The 17,711-nt window shown below is 54.8% G+C and carries 13 protein-coding genes; 3 read left to right on the forward strand and 10 right to left on the reverse strand.

Going from position 1 to position 17,711, the window contains the following annotated elements:
• Positions 1-122: 122 nt before the first annotated feature.
• From ACR0ES_RS09675 to ACR0ES_RS09685, 3 genes are all read left to right on the forward strand, one after another.
• Positions 123-929, forward strand: coding sequence for an IclR family transcriptional regulator (locus ACR0ES_RS09675; protein ID WP_480507002.1), 807 nt, complete (start codon positions 123-125; stop codon positions 927-929).
• Positions 926-1,984 (forward strand): ABC transporter ATP-binding protein, encoded by a 1,059-nt coding sequence (locus tag ACR0ES_RS09680; RefSeq protein ID WP_480773648.1) that lies wholly within the window; start codon positions 926-928, stop codon positions 1,982-1,984. Before ACR0ES_RS09675 ends, ACR0ES_RS09680 begins: the two co-directional genes overlap by 4 nt.
• A gap of 243 nt (positions 1,985-2,227) precedes the next feature.
• The gene (locus ACR0ES_RS09685) at positions 2,228-4,441 is read left to right on the forward strand and encodes an NADP-dependent isocitrate dehydrogenase (protein ID WP_480773649.1); all 2,214 of its coding nucleotides are present in this window, start codon (positions 2,228-2,230) and stop codon (positions 4,439-4,441) included.
• A 396-nt stretch (positions 4,442-4,837) separates the two neighbouring features.
• On the opposite strand, the gene ACR0ES_RS09690 is transcribed toward ACR0ES_RS09685, so the two are convergent.
• The 10 genes from ACR0ES_RS09690 to ACR0ES_RS09735 all read right to left on the reverse strand — a co-directional run bounded on the left by ACR0ES_RS09690 (position 4,838) and on the right by ACR0ES_RS09735 (position 17,703).
• A complete protein-coding gene (locus ACR0ES_RS09690) occupies positions 4,838-5,872 on the reverse strand; it encodes a glycosyltransferase family 2 protein (protein WP_480773650.1) in 1,035 nt (344 codons plus the stop codon).
• Positions 5,873-6,063: 191 nt separating this feature from the next.
• Complete coding sequence (locus ACR0ES_RS09695) at positions 6,064-7,170, reverse strand: peptidoglycan-binding protein LysM (protein WP_480773651.1); 1,107 nt, start codon at positions 7,168-7,170, stop codon at positions 6,064-6,066.
• A 43-nt stretch (positions 7,171-7,213) separates the two neighbouring features.
• Positions 7,214-8,476: a type 2 periplasmic-binding domain-containing protein gene (locus ACR0ES_RS09700; protein WP_480773652.1), complete on the reverse strand. Its 1,263-nt coding sequence runs from the start codon at positions 8,474-8,476 to the stop codon at positions 7,214-7,216.
• Positions 8,477-8,497: 21 nt separating this feature from the next.
• Complete coding sequence (locus ACR0ES_RS09705) at positions 8,498-9,280, reverse strand: PP2C family protein-serine/threonine phosphatase (RefSeq protein ID WP_267366226.1); 783 nt, start codon at positions 9,278-9,280, stop codon at positions 8,498-8,500.
• Between the two features lie 3 nt (positions 9,281-9,283).
• On the reverse strand, positions 9,284-10,303 hold the full coding sequence (locus ACR0ES_RS09710) for an FHA domain-containing protein (RefSeq protein WP_480487406.1): 1,020 nt from the start codon (positions 10,301-10,303) through the stop codon (positions 9,284-9,286).
• 201 nt (positions 10,304-10,504) lie between these two features.
• A complete protein-coding gene (locus tag ACR0ES_RS09715) occupies positions 10,505-12,676 on the reverse strand; it encodes a serine/threonine-protein kinase (protein ID WP_480487408.1) in 2,172 nt (723 codons plus the stop codon).
• Positions 12,677-13,016: 340 nt separating this feature from the next.
• Positions 13,017-14,303, reverse strand: a complete 1,287-nt coding sequence (locus ACR0ES_RS09720; protein ID WP_480870453.1) for a dynamin family protein — start codon at positions 14,301-14,303, stop codon at positions 13,017-13,019.
• Positions 14,300-16,342: a dynamin family protein gene (locus ACR0ES_RS09725; RefSeq protein WP_480870456.1), complete on the reverse strand. Its 2,043-nt coding sequence runs from the start codon at positions 16,340-16,342 to the stop codon at positions 14,300-14,302. The genes ACR0ES_RS09720 and ACR0ES_RS09725 overlap by 4 nt, the downstream gene beginning before the upstream one ends.
• 69 nt (positions 16,343-16,411) lie before the next feature.
• Positions 16,412-17,278: a hypothetical protein gene (locus ACR0ES_RS09730; RefSeq protein ID WP_480870459.1), complete on the reverse strand. Its 867-nt coding sequence runs from the start codon at positions 17,276-17,278 to the stop codon at positions 16,412-16,414.
• 23 nt (positions 17,279-17,301) lie between these two features.
• Positions 17,302-17,703, reverse strand: coding sequence for a hypothetical protein (locus tag ACR0ES_RS09735; RefSeq protein WP_480870462.1), 402 nt, complete (start codon positions 17,701-17,703; stop codon positions 17,302-17,304).
• Positions 17,704-17,711 lie beyond the last annotated feature (8 nt).

Consider the following 17,711-nt stretch of genomic DNA (forward strand, 5'->3'; position numbering starts at 1 on the left):
TCCACGCAAGTTTCAAATAATGAAACCTAGTTTTATATATTGAAAACTACACATCGACTCGGTTAGTCTTGTCAAGACCCTCGTGCAAACTGCGATGGGCAAGCGGAGGAGAACGGACGCCCGTGTCAGGTGACGGAACTATTGGCAAAGCATGTGACGTGCTGGATCAGGTCGCCGCATTTCAGCGCCCTGTGCGATTTTCGGAATTGCTGGACGACAGCGATTTCCCGAAAGCAACACTGTATCGGTTTTTGCAATCATTAACCAATCAGGGAATGCTATGTTACGACCCCGAGCGCCAAACCTACGCTCCGGGTATGCGTTTGGTAAGGCTTGCGCATGCAGCTTGGACCCAAAGCTCACTGGCCCCTATCGCACGTCCGTTTCTCGATATTCTAAGCCAGGAAACCGGCGAGACCGTGCATTTGGCGCAGCTCGATGCAGGTCAGGTTCTATACGTTGATAAACGCAACGCAGCGCAACCGATCGAGATGTATTCTCAGGCGGGTAAGGTGGGCCCGGCCTACTGCACGGGCGTCGGCAAGGCGATGCTTGCATTTCTGGATGAGGGAGACCTTAACCGGGCAATTTCGCAGCAGAGTTTTCACCGCTTTACCGACAAGACCCTGACGTCGGACAATGATCTGCGCACCGATCTTGATCGAATTCGCAGCAAGGGTTTTGCCGTTGATGACGAAGAACATGAACCTGGAATTATCTGCGTTGCCTGCCCCATTCTGACAACAAGCGGTCGGGTCCTAGGCGCAATCTCGGTAACCGGCTCGACTCAACGAATGGATTTTGAACAACTCGAGGCATGGGTGCCTCGTGTGCGGCGGGTGGCTGAACAAATCAGCACCGAGGCACAGGCTTGGCGTTTCCCTGAAACGCGACCAGACCTCGGCAATGACAGGAAGCAAGCGACATGACAGGTGTAACTCTGAACCAGGCAATCAAGCGGTACGGCCAGACGCAAGTCATTCACGGCATCGACTTGCAGATCGAAGATGGTGAATTCTGTGTTTTCGTTGGCCCTTCGGGATGTGGCAAATCCACATTGTTACGGATGATCGCGGGTCTTGAAGAAACGTCGGAAGGCGAGATCCACATAGGGGCGCGGGACGTAACCCATATGGATCCGGCCAAACGTGGTGTGGCGATGGTGTTCCAGACCTATGCGCTTTATCCACATATGACCGTAGCGGAAAACATGGGCTTTGGGCTGCGCATGAACGGCATCCCAAAGGCAGAGATCACCAGAAAAGTGCAGGAAGCCTCGAACATTCTGAAGCTTGACCAGTACCTCAAACGCAAACCCAAGGCCCTGTCGGGTGGTCAGCGGCAGCGGGTTGCGATTGGCCGTGCCATCGTTCGCGGCCCCGACGTTTTCCTGTTTGACGAACCCTTGTCCAATCTGGACGCCGAGTTGCGCGTGGAAATGCGTGTCGAGATCGCGCGCCTTCATCAGGAAATCGGCGCGACCATGATTTACGTGACCCATGATCAGGTCGAAGCCATGACCATGGCCGACAAGATCGTCGTGCTGCGGGATGGTCGTGTTGAACAGGTTGGCGCTCCGATGGATTTGTACCGCGATCCCGACAACCGGTTTGTCGCAGGTTTTATCGGTTCGCCTGCAATGAACTTTCTGGAATGTGAGTATGAGGACGGCCTAGTCTCCCATCCCGCACTTAGCAAGCCCTTGCCCGTTTCTGTGGCTATACCCTCTGGTCGGACCAAGGTGACATTGGGCATGCGGCCCGAGCATATTCAGATTGACCGTTCGGCCGATGCCTGCACCGTGGACCTGACCGAAGCCTTAGGCGGCGTGTCCTATTCCTATTTACGGACGCCAAATGGTGATAAGCTGATCATTGAGGAACGGGACGATCAACGAAGCAGAACCGGGGATCGGATCGGCATCGCCATACAGCCAGATCGTGTGATGTTTTTTGATCCAGAGACCGGGCAACGGTATCGTTAGTCACGACCTTCCAGCCCACGGGCAGTCTTACCCGTCCCAAGAGTTACACGACACTTTATCTGACCCGTGGCAAAACGCGCGGGCAGATGCGATTGATTCCAAGTCAAACGTGATTTAAGGGAAGCCCTGTCAAAACAGAGTCACCCAGGGGCTGTATCGTGGTTTAGCCCCTCTCACGCCACGCAATTGTGGTTGCAACTCTTGGATCGCACGCCCCGAAAGGCTTAAAAAAGGTAAAAGAATATGGCAGATAAATCGAACTTCGACATATTGTATACCATTGTAGACGAAGCGCCAGAGCTGGCCAGCGCTTCGTTCCTGCCCATCATCCGCAAGTTCGCATCTGCTGCGGGCGTCCGCGTTGGCACCAAAGATATTTCTCTGGCGGGACGTATTCTGGCAGCATTCCCCGAGAACCTTACCGACGATCAGCGTGTAAGCGACGATCTGGCGGATTTGGGCGATCTGGTGAAGACACCTGATGCCAATGTCATCAAGCTGCCAAATATCTCTGCCTCGGTTCCACAGTTGGTTGCGGCCGTCGAAGAACTGCAATCGCAGGGTTACGACATTCCGACCTACCCTGCAGAACCTGCAACGGATGAGGAAAAGGCGATCCGCGCCCGTTATGACGCGATCAAAGGTTCTGCTGTTAACCCGGTTCTGCGCGAAGGGAACAGCGACCGCCGTGCGGCGCGTGCGGTGAAAAACTATGCTCAGAACAACCCGCATTCGATGGGCGAATGGGCGTCGGACAGCAAGACCAAAGTTTCGTCCATGCCGGCTAATGATTTCTATGCAAACGAGATTTCGGCCACCATCACCGCAGCACAAGCAGGCGATGCAAAAATCGAGTTTGTAGGTAAAGATGGTGACGTCACCGTTCTGAAAGACGGCTGGTCGCTGGAAGAAGGAACCATAGCCGACGCGACTTTCATGTCGGTCAATGCACTGTCTGCGTTCCTTTCAGATGCCATTGAGGACACCAAAAAAGACGGGACCATGTTCTCGCTGCATATGAAAGCCACGATGATGAAGGTTTCAGACCCGATCATCTTTGGATATGCGGTCAAAGCCTGGCTGGCCCCCGTGTTCGAAAAGTTCGGCGCGGAACTGGATGCGTTGGGTGTGAACCCAAATTCAGGTCTGGGCGCTCTGTTGGAGCGCGTACAGGGTCATGCTGACATCATGGCGGCTATCGACACGCTCAAGGCGGACCGTCCATCCATGTATATGGTGGATTCGGACCGCGGAATCACGAACCTGCATGTCCCATCGGATGTAATCATTGATGCCTCAATGCCTGCTGTGATCCGTGCCGGAGGCAAGGGCTGGGACCAGACGGGTGCCAAAGGTGACACCAACTGTGTGATCCCTGATCGCTGCTACGCGACCGTCTATGATGAGGCCATCAAGTTCTTCAAGGCCAACGGCGCGTTGAACCCGTCCACGGCCGGAGCCGTGGCGAATGTGGGCCTGATGGCTCAGAAAGCCGAGGAATACGGTTCGCACCCGACAACTTTCGAGGCACCGGCCGATGGTACAATCCGCATCGTTCTGGCCAATGGCGAAACGTTGCACAGCCACAGTGTCGAGGCCGGCGATATCTGGCGCGCCTGCACTGTCAAAAAAGCGCCGATCGAGAACTGGATTCAGCTGGCCATGGACCGTCAGCGTCTGACCGGCTCCGAGGCGATTTTCTGGTTGGACGCAAACCGGGCCCATGACGCGGAGCTTATCAAATATGTCAAACCGGCGCTTGAGGCTGCTGGCGTGGCCGACAAGTTTCTGATCATGGCCCCGCGTGAAGCGACCCGTCAGTCGTTGGAGACGATCACCGCTGGTAACGACTCGATTGCCATCACAGGCAACGTGCTGCGGGACTATCTGACTGACCTGTTCCCGATCCTGGAACTTGGTACTTCGGCCAAGATGCTCTCCATCGTCAAACTGATGAACGGTGGCGGATTGTTCGAAACCGGTGCCGGTGGTTCGGCGCCCAAACACGTGCAGCAGTTGGTCGAGGAAAACCATCTGCGCTGGGACTCGATGGGTGAGTTCTGTGCGTTGGGTGAATCGCTGAACTTCCTTGCTGATACCAAAGGCAACGAAAAAGCGGGCATTCTGGGTACAGCGGCCGAAGCAGCGACGCAGGGTATTCTGGACAACAACCGCTCACCCAGCCGAAAAGTTGGTCAGCCGGACAACCGCGACAGCCACTATTGGTTTGCACGCTATTGGGCAGAGGCTTTAGCCACCCAATCCAAAGATGCGGAACTGGCTGCCGAGTTTGCGTCACTGGCCAAGGAGCTGGCCGCCAACGAAGTGCAGATCCTGTCAGAGTTGGCCGCAGCTCAAGGTCAAGCTGCGGATTTGGGCGGCTACTATCACACGGACCCAGCCAAAACGGCGGCGGTTATGCGGCCCAGCACAACGTTGAACACAATCATCGGCTAATCGCTAACGGCAAAACAGGTGATCCTTTGCCTGTTCAAAAAGCAGAAAGGGACCGGCACAATTGTGCGGTCCCTTTTTTGTATCGCGGGCAATGTAAAAGAAAGTAGGGTAGAGAAAAGTATTAAGCATTTACAATGCTTTACAATGAATTTGTTTGCACTTACGGGATTCCCCTAATAGCACGGCAGCGCTGACTGCTTTAAACCTTGGATAACAGAGAATTTCACTGGTGATGCCTCAGGGCCTTATCACTCACTCAGAGAATGACCAGCATTTGGGGTGCTGGTCATTTGCATTTTGGTTCTCAGGATTTTCTGGACGGCCAAACAGTTCAACCCTGGTTGAACACGAACACAATCTTGTGTTTACGCAAAGAGGAAGCCTGGAGACTGGGTTTTAGCCAACGCGCCGGGGTTCTGGGTTGGCAATCGGCGCCTTTGTTCTGTTCGTTCCGTACATCGCAACACCTTTGTGTCGCAGATAAGACAGGCGACGCGCCTCTCGCCGGGCAAGCGCCAGAGACTCAAGGATCAGCGCGCACACGATTGACAGCATGGTTCCGACAAAACCGGATACTGCGACAACCAAAGACGGAATTCGGTCAACCAACCCTGTTTCCAAAAACTCGCGGAAAACCGATGCGAATACGAGAAGCGAAGGTAAGAATATCAACAATGCCAAAGACAAGAAGAACGCGATTGGCTTTTCGTCTTTGATCAAAAGGCCAATCATCTTGAGAATTCGCCACCCATCTGAATAGGTGGCCAGTTTTGAGTTCGAATCCGGAAGCCGTGAGACGTATTTTGTCTCAACTTCTCCAATCGGCATGCGCATCTGCATCGCGTGCACTGTAAGTTCAGTTTCAATCTCGAACCCGTTGGAAACCGCCGGAAAGCTTTTGACAAAGCGTCTGCTGAAAACACGATAACCGGACAGCAGGTCGTTGATTTTGCTGTTAAAGAAGAATTTCACCAGCCCGCTGAACAAGGCGTTTCCAAACTTATGACCCCGTCGATAGGCTTGAATGTCGTTGTTCACCCGTGCGCCATTGACCATATCAAGGTTTTGCGAGACCAGCAGATTGATCATTTCAGGTGCTGCCATACTGTCGTAGGTCGCATCCCCGTCTGCCATGACGTAGACATCCGCAACCACGTCAGCAAACATCCTGCGGACAACGTTACCTTTGCCCTGATATGTTTCAGAGTAGACCAGCGCGCCAGCTTCTTGCGCCACTCTCGCCGAGCCGTCCGTGGAATTGTTGTCGAATACGTAAATTACCGCCTCCGGCAGGGCGGCGCGGAACTGCTTGACTGTTTCACCAATGGCAACGGCTTCATTGTAACAGGGCAAGATAACAGCAATTTCCAAACCCGGCCACGACGCCCGTGTCAGAGATCCACTTCGGATATTCAAGGCACCCTGTATCATATGTCACTCTTGCTCGCTCGGACGTGTCACTTGAAGGATGATTGCACTTTGTTCTCAAGATGCTGCGCGTATGAGGTATTTCTGAAGCAGATAAATGGCCGAATTTTGGCATCCGATTGAATCGCGCCGATAATTCAGCAAAAGGGGGCCGGTTCAAGAACCGGCCCCAAAGTTTCAGCTGAACCGAGGGATCAGTTCGAAGCTGCGTTCAACTTTGCGTTTTGCTCACGCAGCGTATCCGAGATGATCGCGTACCATTCACCGGATTGACGCATTTCGATCAGACCCTTGTTCATCATAGCGATGTATTCGCGCGCGAACGGGTTGGTGCGATGCGCAAGGAAGCTCATCGACGACAGTGTGGACACATAGGGGTTCTCAACGATGTCAGCCGAAGTCAAACCCATGTCTTTCATTGTCGATGCGAACAGATCAACTTCGAATGCCGCAACATCTGCGGTTCCGGTCAATACAGCGTCAAGGCAATCACGGGCCGAGCTGGGCTGAACCACAGTCGTGTTCTCGCGGTTCAGTCCCTGCTCTTCCAGAACAACCATGCTCCAGCCTGCCATACGGCAAATGGTCGAGCCTTCCAGGTCCTTGAAGCTGGTCGCGCTTGCGTATTCGCTTTCCGGCAGTGTGAAGAAGCCGCCGACGATATCGTAAACCGGGACCGAAGCTACAAATTGAGTGCAGCGAGCTTCGGTTTCAGGGGACCATTCGTATGTACGGTTGGTACAATCAGGAACGGTCCATGCAATTGAAATATCAAAGGCACCAAGCGGCAACAGTGTATCCAGATGCGAACTCCAGTCGTCGACAAAGCTGACTGAATACTCACGGCTGTTTCCTGCCCGCTGAAGGCTGGTCGTTGCCAGACGAGTCATGATGCCCCCGCCATTCAGTGTTTCGGTTGTGAACGGTTCCCAGCCGTTACCAGCCACCATTTTGATCGGCGGCGCATAGACATTCGACCGCTTTACGCTGGCCGCGCGCTGTTCTTCAGCAGCGATGATTTCCTGCGCGCTTTGGCCGTTCGGCAGGCTACCGTCTTCACAGGGCAGGGCCAGCACCAGCCCAGGATTAAGAGCCCCCGGGTTTGTGATCGCGTTCCTGTTCGCGTTGAAGATCGGCTGGTAGTTCGAAGTGCCATAGGCGGCGATGGCGATGGTTGCCAATGTGTCACCATCTTGCACTGTATAGTTCGTGCACGCTTCCTGTGCAGCGGCGGCTCCCGCGCTCAGAGCTGTGATGGCAGTTGCCGACAGCGCCAGTTCCTTAATTTTCTCGTTAAACATTTCCACTTCCTCCAGACTTTTGTTTGTCAGGCCAGACGGGGCCTTATCCATTTTCCATTTGGTGACGCAGGGCGGTCGACACGATATCGCGCCATTCGCCTGACTGCTGCATGATTGCCAGACCCTGATTCAGCGTCTCTAAGATCGCTTCCCCATCAGGATTATCTTTATGGGTCATGACATTAAGCGACTTGATCGCCGCCAGGTTGGGGTTTTCGATAATCCGGTGTTTATAGCCAAGCCGAGCGATGGCTTCCTCTGCCAGATGCGCTTCGATTGCCACGATATCGGCAGTTCCGTCCATCACAGCATGAAAGCAATCATCAGGCGATGTTGGCCGCATCAGCTTGATGACGGGTTCGTAAAGACTTACCGCGTCCATATGTGAAAGCGACCAGCCTTCCGGGCGGCAAATTGTTGTCCCGGCAAAGTCGGCATAGGTCAGCGTCTGCTCGTACCCCGATCCATCGCGCGCAAAGAATGTATCCACGACTTCATAGAACGGGTTTGAGAAATTGTAGGTCTCACAACGATTGCGGTCACTTTCCGACAACGCTGCTGCATCTTCGCAATTTGGGCGTGACCAGGGGAAGGTGCCGTCAAATGCAAGTGTTGGCATCAAGAGATCCAGATGCGACGACCAATCGTTCACAAACTGAATTTTATACGCTTGTTCCGGAGCGGCACGCAGCATCGCTGTCTCAACCAGATGCGTGTAAAGCCCCCGGTTGGGCAACGCTTCGTCCGTAAACGGAGCGTAGTTCCCACCGGTAATCAACAGCAACTGACGATCACGAATTTCCGGGCGCGTTTCAGCGTTAGCATTTCTGATCAGTGCGGCGGCTTCCGAGCGGGCTGCCTCAATCTCTTCTTTGGCAGCGGCCCGTGCAGCGACGACTGCATCTTCACTTGCCTTCTTTGCCTCAGCTTCCGCTGCCGCGACACGGGCTTCCGCTTCGGCCACGGCTTTCTCCGCGCGTTCTTCTGCCGCTTTTACCAGTTCTGAGGCCATTTCAGCCGCGAGGCGTCCTGCTTCGGTGTCGGGCAACTCGGGCGCGCGCCCGACATCTTCCAGGCAAGGCAATTTCAAAACATCGCCGACACGAATGATATTGGGATTTGTGCCGATAACATCCCTGTTCGCATCGTAGATTGGCCGATAATCTTCGGTTGCGTAAACTCGGATTGCCAATTCCCGCAGACTATCGCCACGCTGAATCTCGTAGTTTGAACATGCCTCTTGCGCTGACGCCGCGCCTGTGGCGGCGGCTAGGGCAAGGCTTGATATGAATAGGTGTTTTCTCATGGGTCCTGTTGCTTTGCCTGGTTATTTTCTCGTAAGTTTTGCGACTGCGATCGACAGATTGTCCTGATCGGGGTCGCCCTTGGCCTGCACTGCCAGTTGCAAGGCTTCGGCGATTTCCTGTGCTAGCTCCTGCTGATGCAGGCGCAGAACATCCTGAATCTCAGCGTCGCTAAGATATTGAAGCCCGTCGCTGCCAAGGATCAGAATATCAGCCGGAGACACGATCAGCGGGTCTTCAGGGCAATCCACTTTTGGAATAGCACCCCCCATGATCACCGACGTCAGTTGGTTCCTGTCCAATCCCCGTGCTTCAGCTTCCGAAAGCTCACCAGCGGCCAGTTTTGCGTCGATCACGGGGGCCATCGAGTGGTCTTCGTTCACCTGTGTCAACTTGCCTTCGCGGAACAGGTAAAGGGGGCTGTCTCCGATCGAAATCCTGAACACACGCTGACCCAGAAAGAGGACACCCAACAAGGTGGAGCCCATGTTGAAACCCTGGCCTTGTGCCTCGTTATGGTCTGATATTGCTGCATTGGCTTGCATGGCAGCCAATGGCAGCGCGTCAATTGCGGCGCCTTCATTCAAGGTATCGGCTTCTAGCTCGGTATCCAGCGCGTTCCGCCAAGCGGCAATCACCATTTCCGAAGCCACTTCGCCCGCCTCGTGGCCACCCATACCGTCAGCGATCGCAATATAGCCCGCGTCCGATGCGTCGAACATGCGCGCAGCAATCGCGTCTTCCTGCGTTTCCCGCTGACCCTGGTTCAGGATCAGCGCAACATCATATGCCGGAGTAGCCAGCATCTATCAGGAATCCCGCCAATCAAAACCTTCATCGCAGAAGGCCATAAATCGGATTGATGTTTCACTGATGCGGATCAGATCACCGCTGGAGAGTGCGATTGTGCTCAGAACGGGTTTACCATTCAGGCGAACAAGGTTGGCCTTTCCGCCATGCCCTAGATAGCATTTCCGATCTTCCGGGTCATAAGCAATAACAGCGTGGTTCGAACGTGAAATGCCTGTGTCGCCGAAATCCAGTTGGATCGCCTGGTCATCGTTTCGACCGATTTGCATCAGGCCTTCGGTCAGGGTGATGCTGGCGCCCCGCCCGGGACCTGCCGTCACCACCAGCCAGCCAACCGGGAATGTTTCCTGAGCAGCTTCGGTTTTTGAGACGGGTTCTGATGTTTCGATCAATTCCTGAACATGCGTGTCCGCACGCTCAAACCCAAGGAACGTTGTTTTGACCCGCGAGCGACGGTCCTCGGCTGGGGCGGCAGGCGTGGGTTGAGCCTGTACGGCACCCTCTTCCACCACTGCCGGTTCTTGCACGGACGGGGCTGCAACCTCAGCTTCCACCGTTTCCGGCGCGCTCATTTCAGCTACATCCAGAGGCGGCGCAACTTCATCCGGTGTTTCGGCAAGCTCGTCTGCTACATGCAAAGTGATGATTTGATCGTCCGAGATATCCTCGTCATCGTCGGGGTCGGCCATCAAGTTCTTGGTATCTTGGTCGTCCTCGTCAGTTGCATCTTCAACGAAGATGGACACTTCAACCGGCTCTTCCGTGTTCTCCGCCGCAACTTCGTCGAATTCCGGCATTTTCTCTTCAGGGATAAGCTCGTCTGTTTCCTCATAGGATTCAGACGTCATGTTTCCACCGGCCAGTGCGGCACGCAGCGCGTTGAAGTCTGCGATAGGCTCCTGCTTTTCGGTTTCAGGTGCCGCGCTGTCAGTTGCATGAGCGTTTTCAGCAACATCATCTTCTTTGGATTTGCCGGCACCTTCGAGAAGCCGGCTCAGAGGGCTTTTGTATTTGAACATGGTGTCGACACCTTCGAATTGTTGGCACGGACCTTTTGTGCCATGGGGCTGCTACCTAACCCTGCGTGGAACAACGCAGAGACACTCAATTGAAAACATGGAAACTGGTACTCTCTGCGGCGGGCCGGTTCCCGCCGGGCGGCAAACTTAAAGCCACCCTCAGTAAACACACACTGGCAGATCAAAATTGAACCGGTCAGATCACTCCTGCGCTAACTGCATGGTCGCAGCTACCTCAGCACCGTTGCGCAATACGGTCAGCTTTGCCTCTGGCTGACTGTCGGAAACCAGCGCAGCCAGCATGCCATCAAGGCTTTCGGACGTATTCAATGTCATGTTGGTCTGGCTTTCGCTCAACAGAACATCGCCTTTTTGCAAGCTGCCTGTCGCCTCGGCTGGAACCGAGCTTACTTTTGTTTGCCACCCTTCACCTCCCGAGCTGCTGACTGTGAACGAGTAACCGTTCTCCAATCCGACCGAGCGCAGCACAGGCAGTGCCAGCAGGCCATTCTGCGCGCGGGTCTTTCCAAGCGGCCGGTAGCGGGCTGCAACCCGTGTAAAGCCGTCTGGGTCGACGCTTAGCTTGTCCAGGACTTGCGCCGCGAAAGAGACGTCCTGACGAACCGGGTTGCCGTTCAGAGTAAAGATCACAACTCCGGGTTCCACCCATTCGCCGATAACGCTCATGTCCTGATTGGCGTCCACACCGGTTACCGCAATTGTTGCACCTGTTGCGGTCCGGCGGCGGGACGTCTGGAAGGGGATTTCAACATCCCAATGGTGGAAAGATACCTGTTGTTCGACCGGAGTGCCGGAAGCGGCATCGGTTTTGGGTTCGTCCACAACAGCCGCAACCTCTTGTTCTGCAGGTTGTTCCTGGGCACCGGCAGTCTCGGTAGCTTCGGACGCTGTTTCTGTAGCGGTTGGTTCCGCAGGTTCAACTTGCGCCTGCTCGACAGGCTCTTCTGGTTCAGGTTGTTGCTCTGAAGCGACCGTGACGTCGGGTTCAGGTGTTTCGGCCACGGGTTCTTCCACCGCGGGCGGGTCTGCTTCGGCAGTTTGTGTGGTTGCTTCAGGCAGCGTCGTCGTAACCTCAGCTTGTTCTTCACCTTTGTCGCCGGACATCACGAAGAAACCGCCTGCAGCCAACGCTGCCACAAGCACTGCTGCACCAGCGATCATCTTGCCGCTGCCACCGGATCCGCTCTGAACCACGGTATCAACTGCGACCGGTGTTTCCGCTTTTGCAGAAATCTTTGCCATCTCGGGTTCATTCTTTTTTTCGGTTTCGCGAACAATGTCCGAGTTCCCGGCGAGCAGAGCCGTCACAACCGCTTCGGCATTTTCACTTTCGGCCTTGATCCGCGCCTTTTCTTCTTCCTTGTCCTTGCGATCCATGCCGACAATCACGGAAACCGGGCGATAGGCGAAGGTATCAAACATCACGCCAGGGCCGCGGAACATGCGCAGCCAATCCAGGGCTGTCTGCAACCGGTCCGTTGCGTGTACTTCCATTGCCTTGTCGATTGCTTCGAGGAATCCATCGGGGTATCCGTCAAAGCGGCCTGCCAATGGGGTATAAGGGTCGTCCTGCCCGTTGTTGAAGGCATTCAGGCGGCTCTGGCCGTCTACCGGGCGTTCGCCACTGATTGCGTGATACAGAGTCGCGGCCAAGACATAGAGGTCACTGCTGGGCCCTTGTTCGGCACCACGGACGTAAAACTCGTGCGGCGAATATCCGTCTTTTATAACGCGCAGGGTCAACAATGCGGCCGACTTGTTTGCGGCTTGCTCACGCGCGGCACCGAAGTCGATCAGGACCGGGTTTCCGTTTTCGTCAATCAGGATGTTATCGGGTGAAATGTCACGGTGCAGCATCCCGCTTTGGTGGATGAACGACACCGCGGACAGCATCTTTTCCGTGACTTGCACGATAAAGTCAGGACCACCGTCGTTTTCCGGATTCTCAACATAGTCCAGCAGGTCGCAACCACGGATCAGATCCATAGCGATATAAGCTGTGTCGTTGTCTTCGAACACCTGATGAACGTCGACGATGTTCGGATGCACCAGACGCGCATGATTGCGGGCTTCCTGAATAAACAGGTCGATAATGGCGCGCAAATCATCCTTGTAGGACGGGTCGTTCGGCTCAACCAAGTCCCCGTTGCGACGGCACAACGCACCGGGGAAACATTCCTTGATCACGACATCACGCTCCAGGCTGTCGCGTGCTAAATAGGTGATCCCAAATCCGCCGTTGCTGAGATATCGGAGGATCTCATACTGCCCGCGCAACAGCTTTGCGCCCGGTTGCAGTCCTTCAATTTTTGGTTCGTCGTGCGTTGCACCGACAGCCTGGTTGTGGCTCATTTTAATCCGCCCGTTCTACTCATTTTGCGGCTTAATTAAACAGGGCCGGCAGCCCACGAACTCACAACCAAAAACAACCGCAGGACACTTGAGAACGGTTAGACGTTTCAAATTTGACTTTAATGGGGCCGCCTGATGGCTTCACTAAGGATCGTTTTTTCGAATATGGCATATACGGTGCTAGTGCGAAGCAATAGCACAATATATTGATTAACGGGGTGGAATAAATGAAAACTGACGACCCCAAATCGGTCTCTTGGTCTACGAATTCGAAACAATAAAGGGCCGATTCTTCGGCCCTTCGAATCGCTGAACAGCGCTTCAATCCTGATGGAAAGTGCTAGGTACCGGTTTTGGATTGTGCCGCGGCGACGGTACTGCCAGCCCATGCAAGGTTGTCACCAAGCTGTACAAGTATGCTGATTGCGTCTTTCAAAGGCGCATCTCCGCTTTCAAACTGAAGCAACAACAACAAGTCAGTCGCTTTTTCGAATTCGGCCGGAATCCAGTCAGCATCCGGATCGATCTCGCCACCTTGGTCCAGCCGTTCCGCGAAATCTTCGACGATTTCCTGGCAGCTTTGCAAAAAAGCTGCGGGTTCAATGGCAGTGGTGTCACGCAGATCTTCATAAATGCTGGCAATGGCAGCCAACCAGTCTTCAAGAATGGGGTTGTTCAGTGGCGGAAGGGCAGACCCGAGCGTTGATTGCATAGACGCAGCATCGTTGACGGAAGGTTCCGGCTCTGGCCCATTCAATGTTTCCAGGAATGGCAGAAACTCGTGCTTCAGATCCTTCCGGGCAGCGTCAAGGTCACTGCGCCGCCGGTCAGACGCCGCATCAAGGACCTTTTCCGCGAGTTCTTGGCCGCCACAGTTTTCCCAAAGATCAAAATCTGGTTCCGGCTCTTGTGCCATGGCGCGCACCGCGACGGGCGTGCCAATTGGGACCACAGCGCGAAACAGTCCTTCTTTTTCTTTGTTCAATCGAGCCAGTACCCGATCCAGAGCTGCCTGCACCGGGGGCAAATCAGCATGTGTAACTGCCAGCAGGCTGTTGGCTCTTAGCTCGGGCGGCACCTGCGCCCACAAATGCCGTTCTGTTTCACGCCATGCGCTTGTGCCGTTGGTACACCAGATGGCACAGTCGACGAATTTCAGCAGGTCCAGTGTCTGTTTGTATGTATCATCCAATGCGCCAGAGCCGGGAAGATCGAACAGTGATATCTCTTTGAGAGCAGGTGTGTTCAATCCAACCGAAATAAAGTCAGGCTCATCCGCAGCGGCCTTTTCCAGTGCTATGCCAGAATATGTCTTTGGCTCCTTGTTCCACCAGCCGACTGTCGTCTCTGGCGTATCCGCGTAGGCAACGATGACAAGTGGCAGCTTCAGGTGCTGCGGACCGGTTGGAAGGATATCCGCCCCTGCCAGCATGTTCGCAAGGCTTGACTTGCCCGCCCCGAACTCTCCGGCGAAACCGATGTTGACCGCGTTGGACAGGCGCTCGGCGTGGGCCAGGGCCCGTGCGCGCATATCTTCCAATTTCGGGTCCGACGACAGTTTTTCTGTCGTTGTCAGAAAACGCTCCAGCTGGCGCACTTCCTGTTCGGTTCCGGGAAACTCAATCATTCCGCAGCCTCTGCTTGTCGTTCGTCCACGTTGCTTGTTCCAAAGACACCATCCAACTCGTCAGCAATACGGCGCGCCCGTTCGAACGCAGCTTGTGCTTCCGCCTGAGCATTCAACTCACCCGCTCCGGAACGGTGCTCAAGATGGCCTGCCAACAGGGCCAAGTAATGATCCAGAACAGTTTTCAACCGGTCCAGAAGGTTTTCACGCGTTGTGTCGATCAGGTCATCGCCAATCAGTTCGAATTCCTGCACGATCATGCGCTCGGCCCGCGTCACAACACTGTTGCGCGATATCAGGCGCGACAACCAGTTTACACGCAGCTCAACCGTAATGCCACGGGTCAGGGCGGTGGTGTCCGGGCGGAACCAACGCACTGCACTTGTGTTCATGCGATTATCGACTGGTTCCTGCCACCCTGGCAGTGCCCGCAAAGCGGCGTTGCATTGCATGTCGATCGCGTAAAGCTCGCTCAACATGCGTTGCCGCACCACTTGCGATGCGCCTTGAACCAGCTCGCGCATGTGTTCGCGTAAAGGGGTGAAATTCAACTCGGTAGCGCCGCCTTTGGCAAGCAATGGGGATTGTCCTTCAGGTCCGCGCACCACAACAAAGACGGATTCAGAGACCGTGTCGTCCATGACCCCACGCAGGTTTGAAAGAACTTCGTCCATGTCCTTGACAATGTCTTGCGATTTATCCGCAATCAGTTTGCGCAGATCGCTCAGCGTCTTGTCGCTGTCCTCAGCGGTGTGTGCACCCGCGCTGCCTTCATCTTTCAGGGCACGAAGATGTACCTGGGACCGCTCCAAATCGCCACGCGCGAAGCTGTCGAGATGCTGCCACGCCATCCGAAGCTGTTCGTTTATCGGCCCGTCCGCCAACGCCTGAGTGACATGGCGGCGCAAGTCCGGCAAGCCTGACGCAATCATCGCGGCAAACCGTAGTACAGCCTCGCGGCTGATGGGGCCCGGTCCTTGTTTGATCTCGGCCACACCGTTCAGGTATTGTTGCATCTGTTCCGGGTGCGCCCGCAACCACGCCAAAATATGATCGTGGTTCACACCGGTTTCATCGCCGGTCAGCGCATAGTGCGCCCATTGTGCGCTGCCCATCAGGACATCGATATTCGAAGTACCCAACGCTTTTTCGAGCCCGTCTACAACATCCAGACGCACCTTTGCCGCATCATCGGCCCCGCCGCCCAATTCATCGACTCGGTTGATGAAGACAACGATCTGTCCAAGTTCCAATGCCTGCATCAGCCTGAACAGTTTCAGGTCCGCACGCGACAACGCCTGATGCGCTGACAGAACCACCACAAAGAAATCGGATTCTTTGAGATACTGACGCGAAATCTCCTCACGGATCAGCAGGGGGTCATTTACTCCGGGCGTATCAGTGACGGTCAGAGGGAACGGGAAATGCCCGATGTCGAAATAGACCTCGGCCTTGCGCGTGATGTCGCTGTAAAGTCCCCGATCACTGCCGGGGTCAATTGTTCCATCTTCTGCGGGGTCGTCCCCGGCGCACACGTAACGCGCCAGATCATCGGAAGTCAGTTGATCCAGATCGTGGTGTTGACCCAACAGCTGTTCATAACTGTCCCCCAGTCGCCGACGCGCCCGGGTCTTCATGGCTTCGACCTGCTCTTCGATCATCTCGCGCTTGTAGCTGTCCTCGTCATCCGGGAACATGTTGCGCAACTCTTCGCCTTCGGCGATCAGTGATTGCCACTGATAGTTGTCGAAGAAATGGAATTCGGCCCCTTCGGTTCGACCGTTCGGGTGCCCGAAATGCATGTCGGTGATTACGGTCGTCCAGGGGTTCACGTCCGACGGCAGGTATTCTGCCTGACCGGTGAAGCCGTTGATCAAGCGCGACTTTCCTGCTTTGATTTGTCCTACAAAGGCAACTGACGGTTTCAGTTTCCCCAGATCACCAATGATGCGCGATATGAACTGACGTGTTTCGTCATTGCTCGTCCCGTTCATGTCTTCTGCGATGCGAATAAGCTCGCGACGATGTGTTTCACTCATTACTCTTTACCCTGACTACAAAAAAACAACGCATTGAATTAGTCGAAAATTTGAATGCTTTGGGGGCGGTCATTCCTCAGCCTCCTCCAAAGATTTCCAAAGATTGATTACCGCCCCAAGCTTGCGGGCATCGTGGATGGCCACAGCGATCTGCTCGTTATCGCTCAGAACTGCCATACCCGCACCCTTACCACCCGATGGCCGCATGACGATCAGATGCGGGCCTTCGAATTCGCCCCGGGTGTCATTGTTCCAACCAGCAAGATCCGAAACAAAACGTGTCAAAATCTCTTGATTGGGGTGCATTCCCTCGGAGGGCTTGCAGGTTCCTTCGCAAGCCAGTGCCGTGTTTTCCATATTGTCCACAAGGACACGACCTGTGGCAAAGCGTTCGGCCCCTTCAAAAAACTGGTGCGCCAACGAATTGCCCGACCGTGCTAACAGGGCAGGGCTGTCGTCTGAAGGTTTTTCAACATCGGGAACGACAGACACGATGGGCTCAGAGGAGAGCTCAATTCCGGCGCAGGCGTTCTCGATCTCACTCAGCGTAATACCAACATCATCAGCCTCCAGCGATGAGGCGGGCTTTCCTGACATCAGTTCCAATGGGGCAGGTGCGGCTGAGATGTCGGAAACCAGTTGGGCCAGTTTATCGACCAGCGCGGTACGTGATTCCGTTTCGAAATCAGGGATCTGCCCAGACGGCACCTGAAACACATCCGTGATCCGAGAGCTGTTCACTTCGATTTTCAGGCAGTTTCCATTTGCCGCGGTCAGCTCCAGTCGCCTGGGCAATATTGTTCCGCGAATGAAACGCAATACAGCCGCCCGACGGGCTGCAGCAGTTTCACCGGTGACAATCACCGTCGGAGACAGGCGGGCAACCGAAGACCGCCCGATATCTTCGAGCATGTCGAGAATGTCTGTGTCCATCATACCGTGACCCCCTCTGGTCCCGTTCAGACTGCGGCCGCAACCGGCTTGAGACTGAGATGCGATTTCGTGAGTGCCAGTCCCACATTCGTGCTGTTGCGGCAGATATAGCAGACCACATGATCAGGATATTCCCTGGTCCGCAAAAAGATGTTCAACCGGTCTTTTGAAAACACCGCGATTTCCCCAAACCCGGCGTTTTCCTCACCAGTGTTTCCGGCCTCGTGCAAGAGCGCTTCAAATGCAGCGACACCCCGCCCCTGAAACAGATTGGCCACTGCTATTGCCAAAGTGTCCAGCGATTCAGCGCAATCAGAATCAGAGACACTGCTGCCCAAAAGCATGCCGGTCTCCATGTCGATATACCCGGCTGCAATGCAGTCGGGTATCGTTTCAATCGCGGTGTTCAATGCATCCTGAATGGACATTTAACTCT

Source organism: Ruegeria sp. N7 (assembly GCF_056531345.1).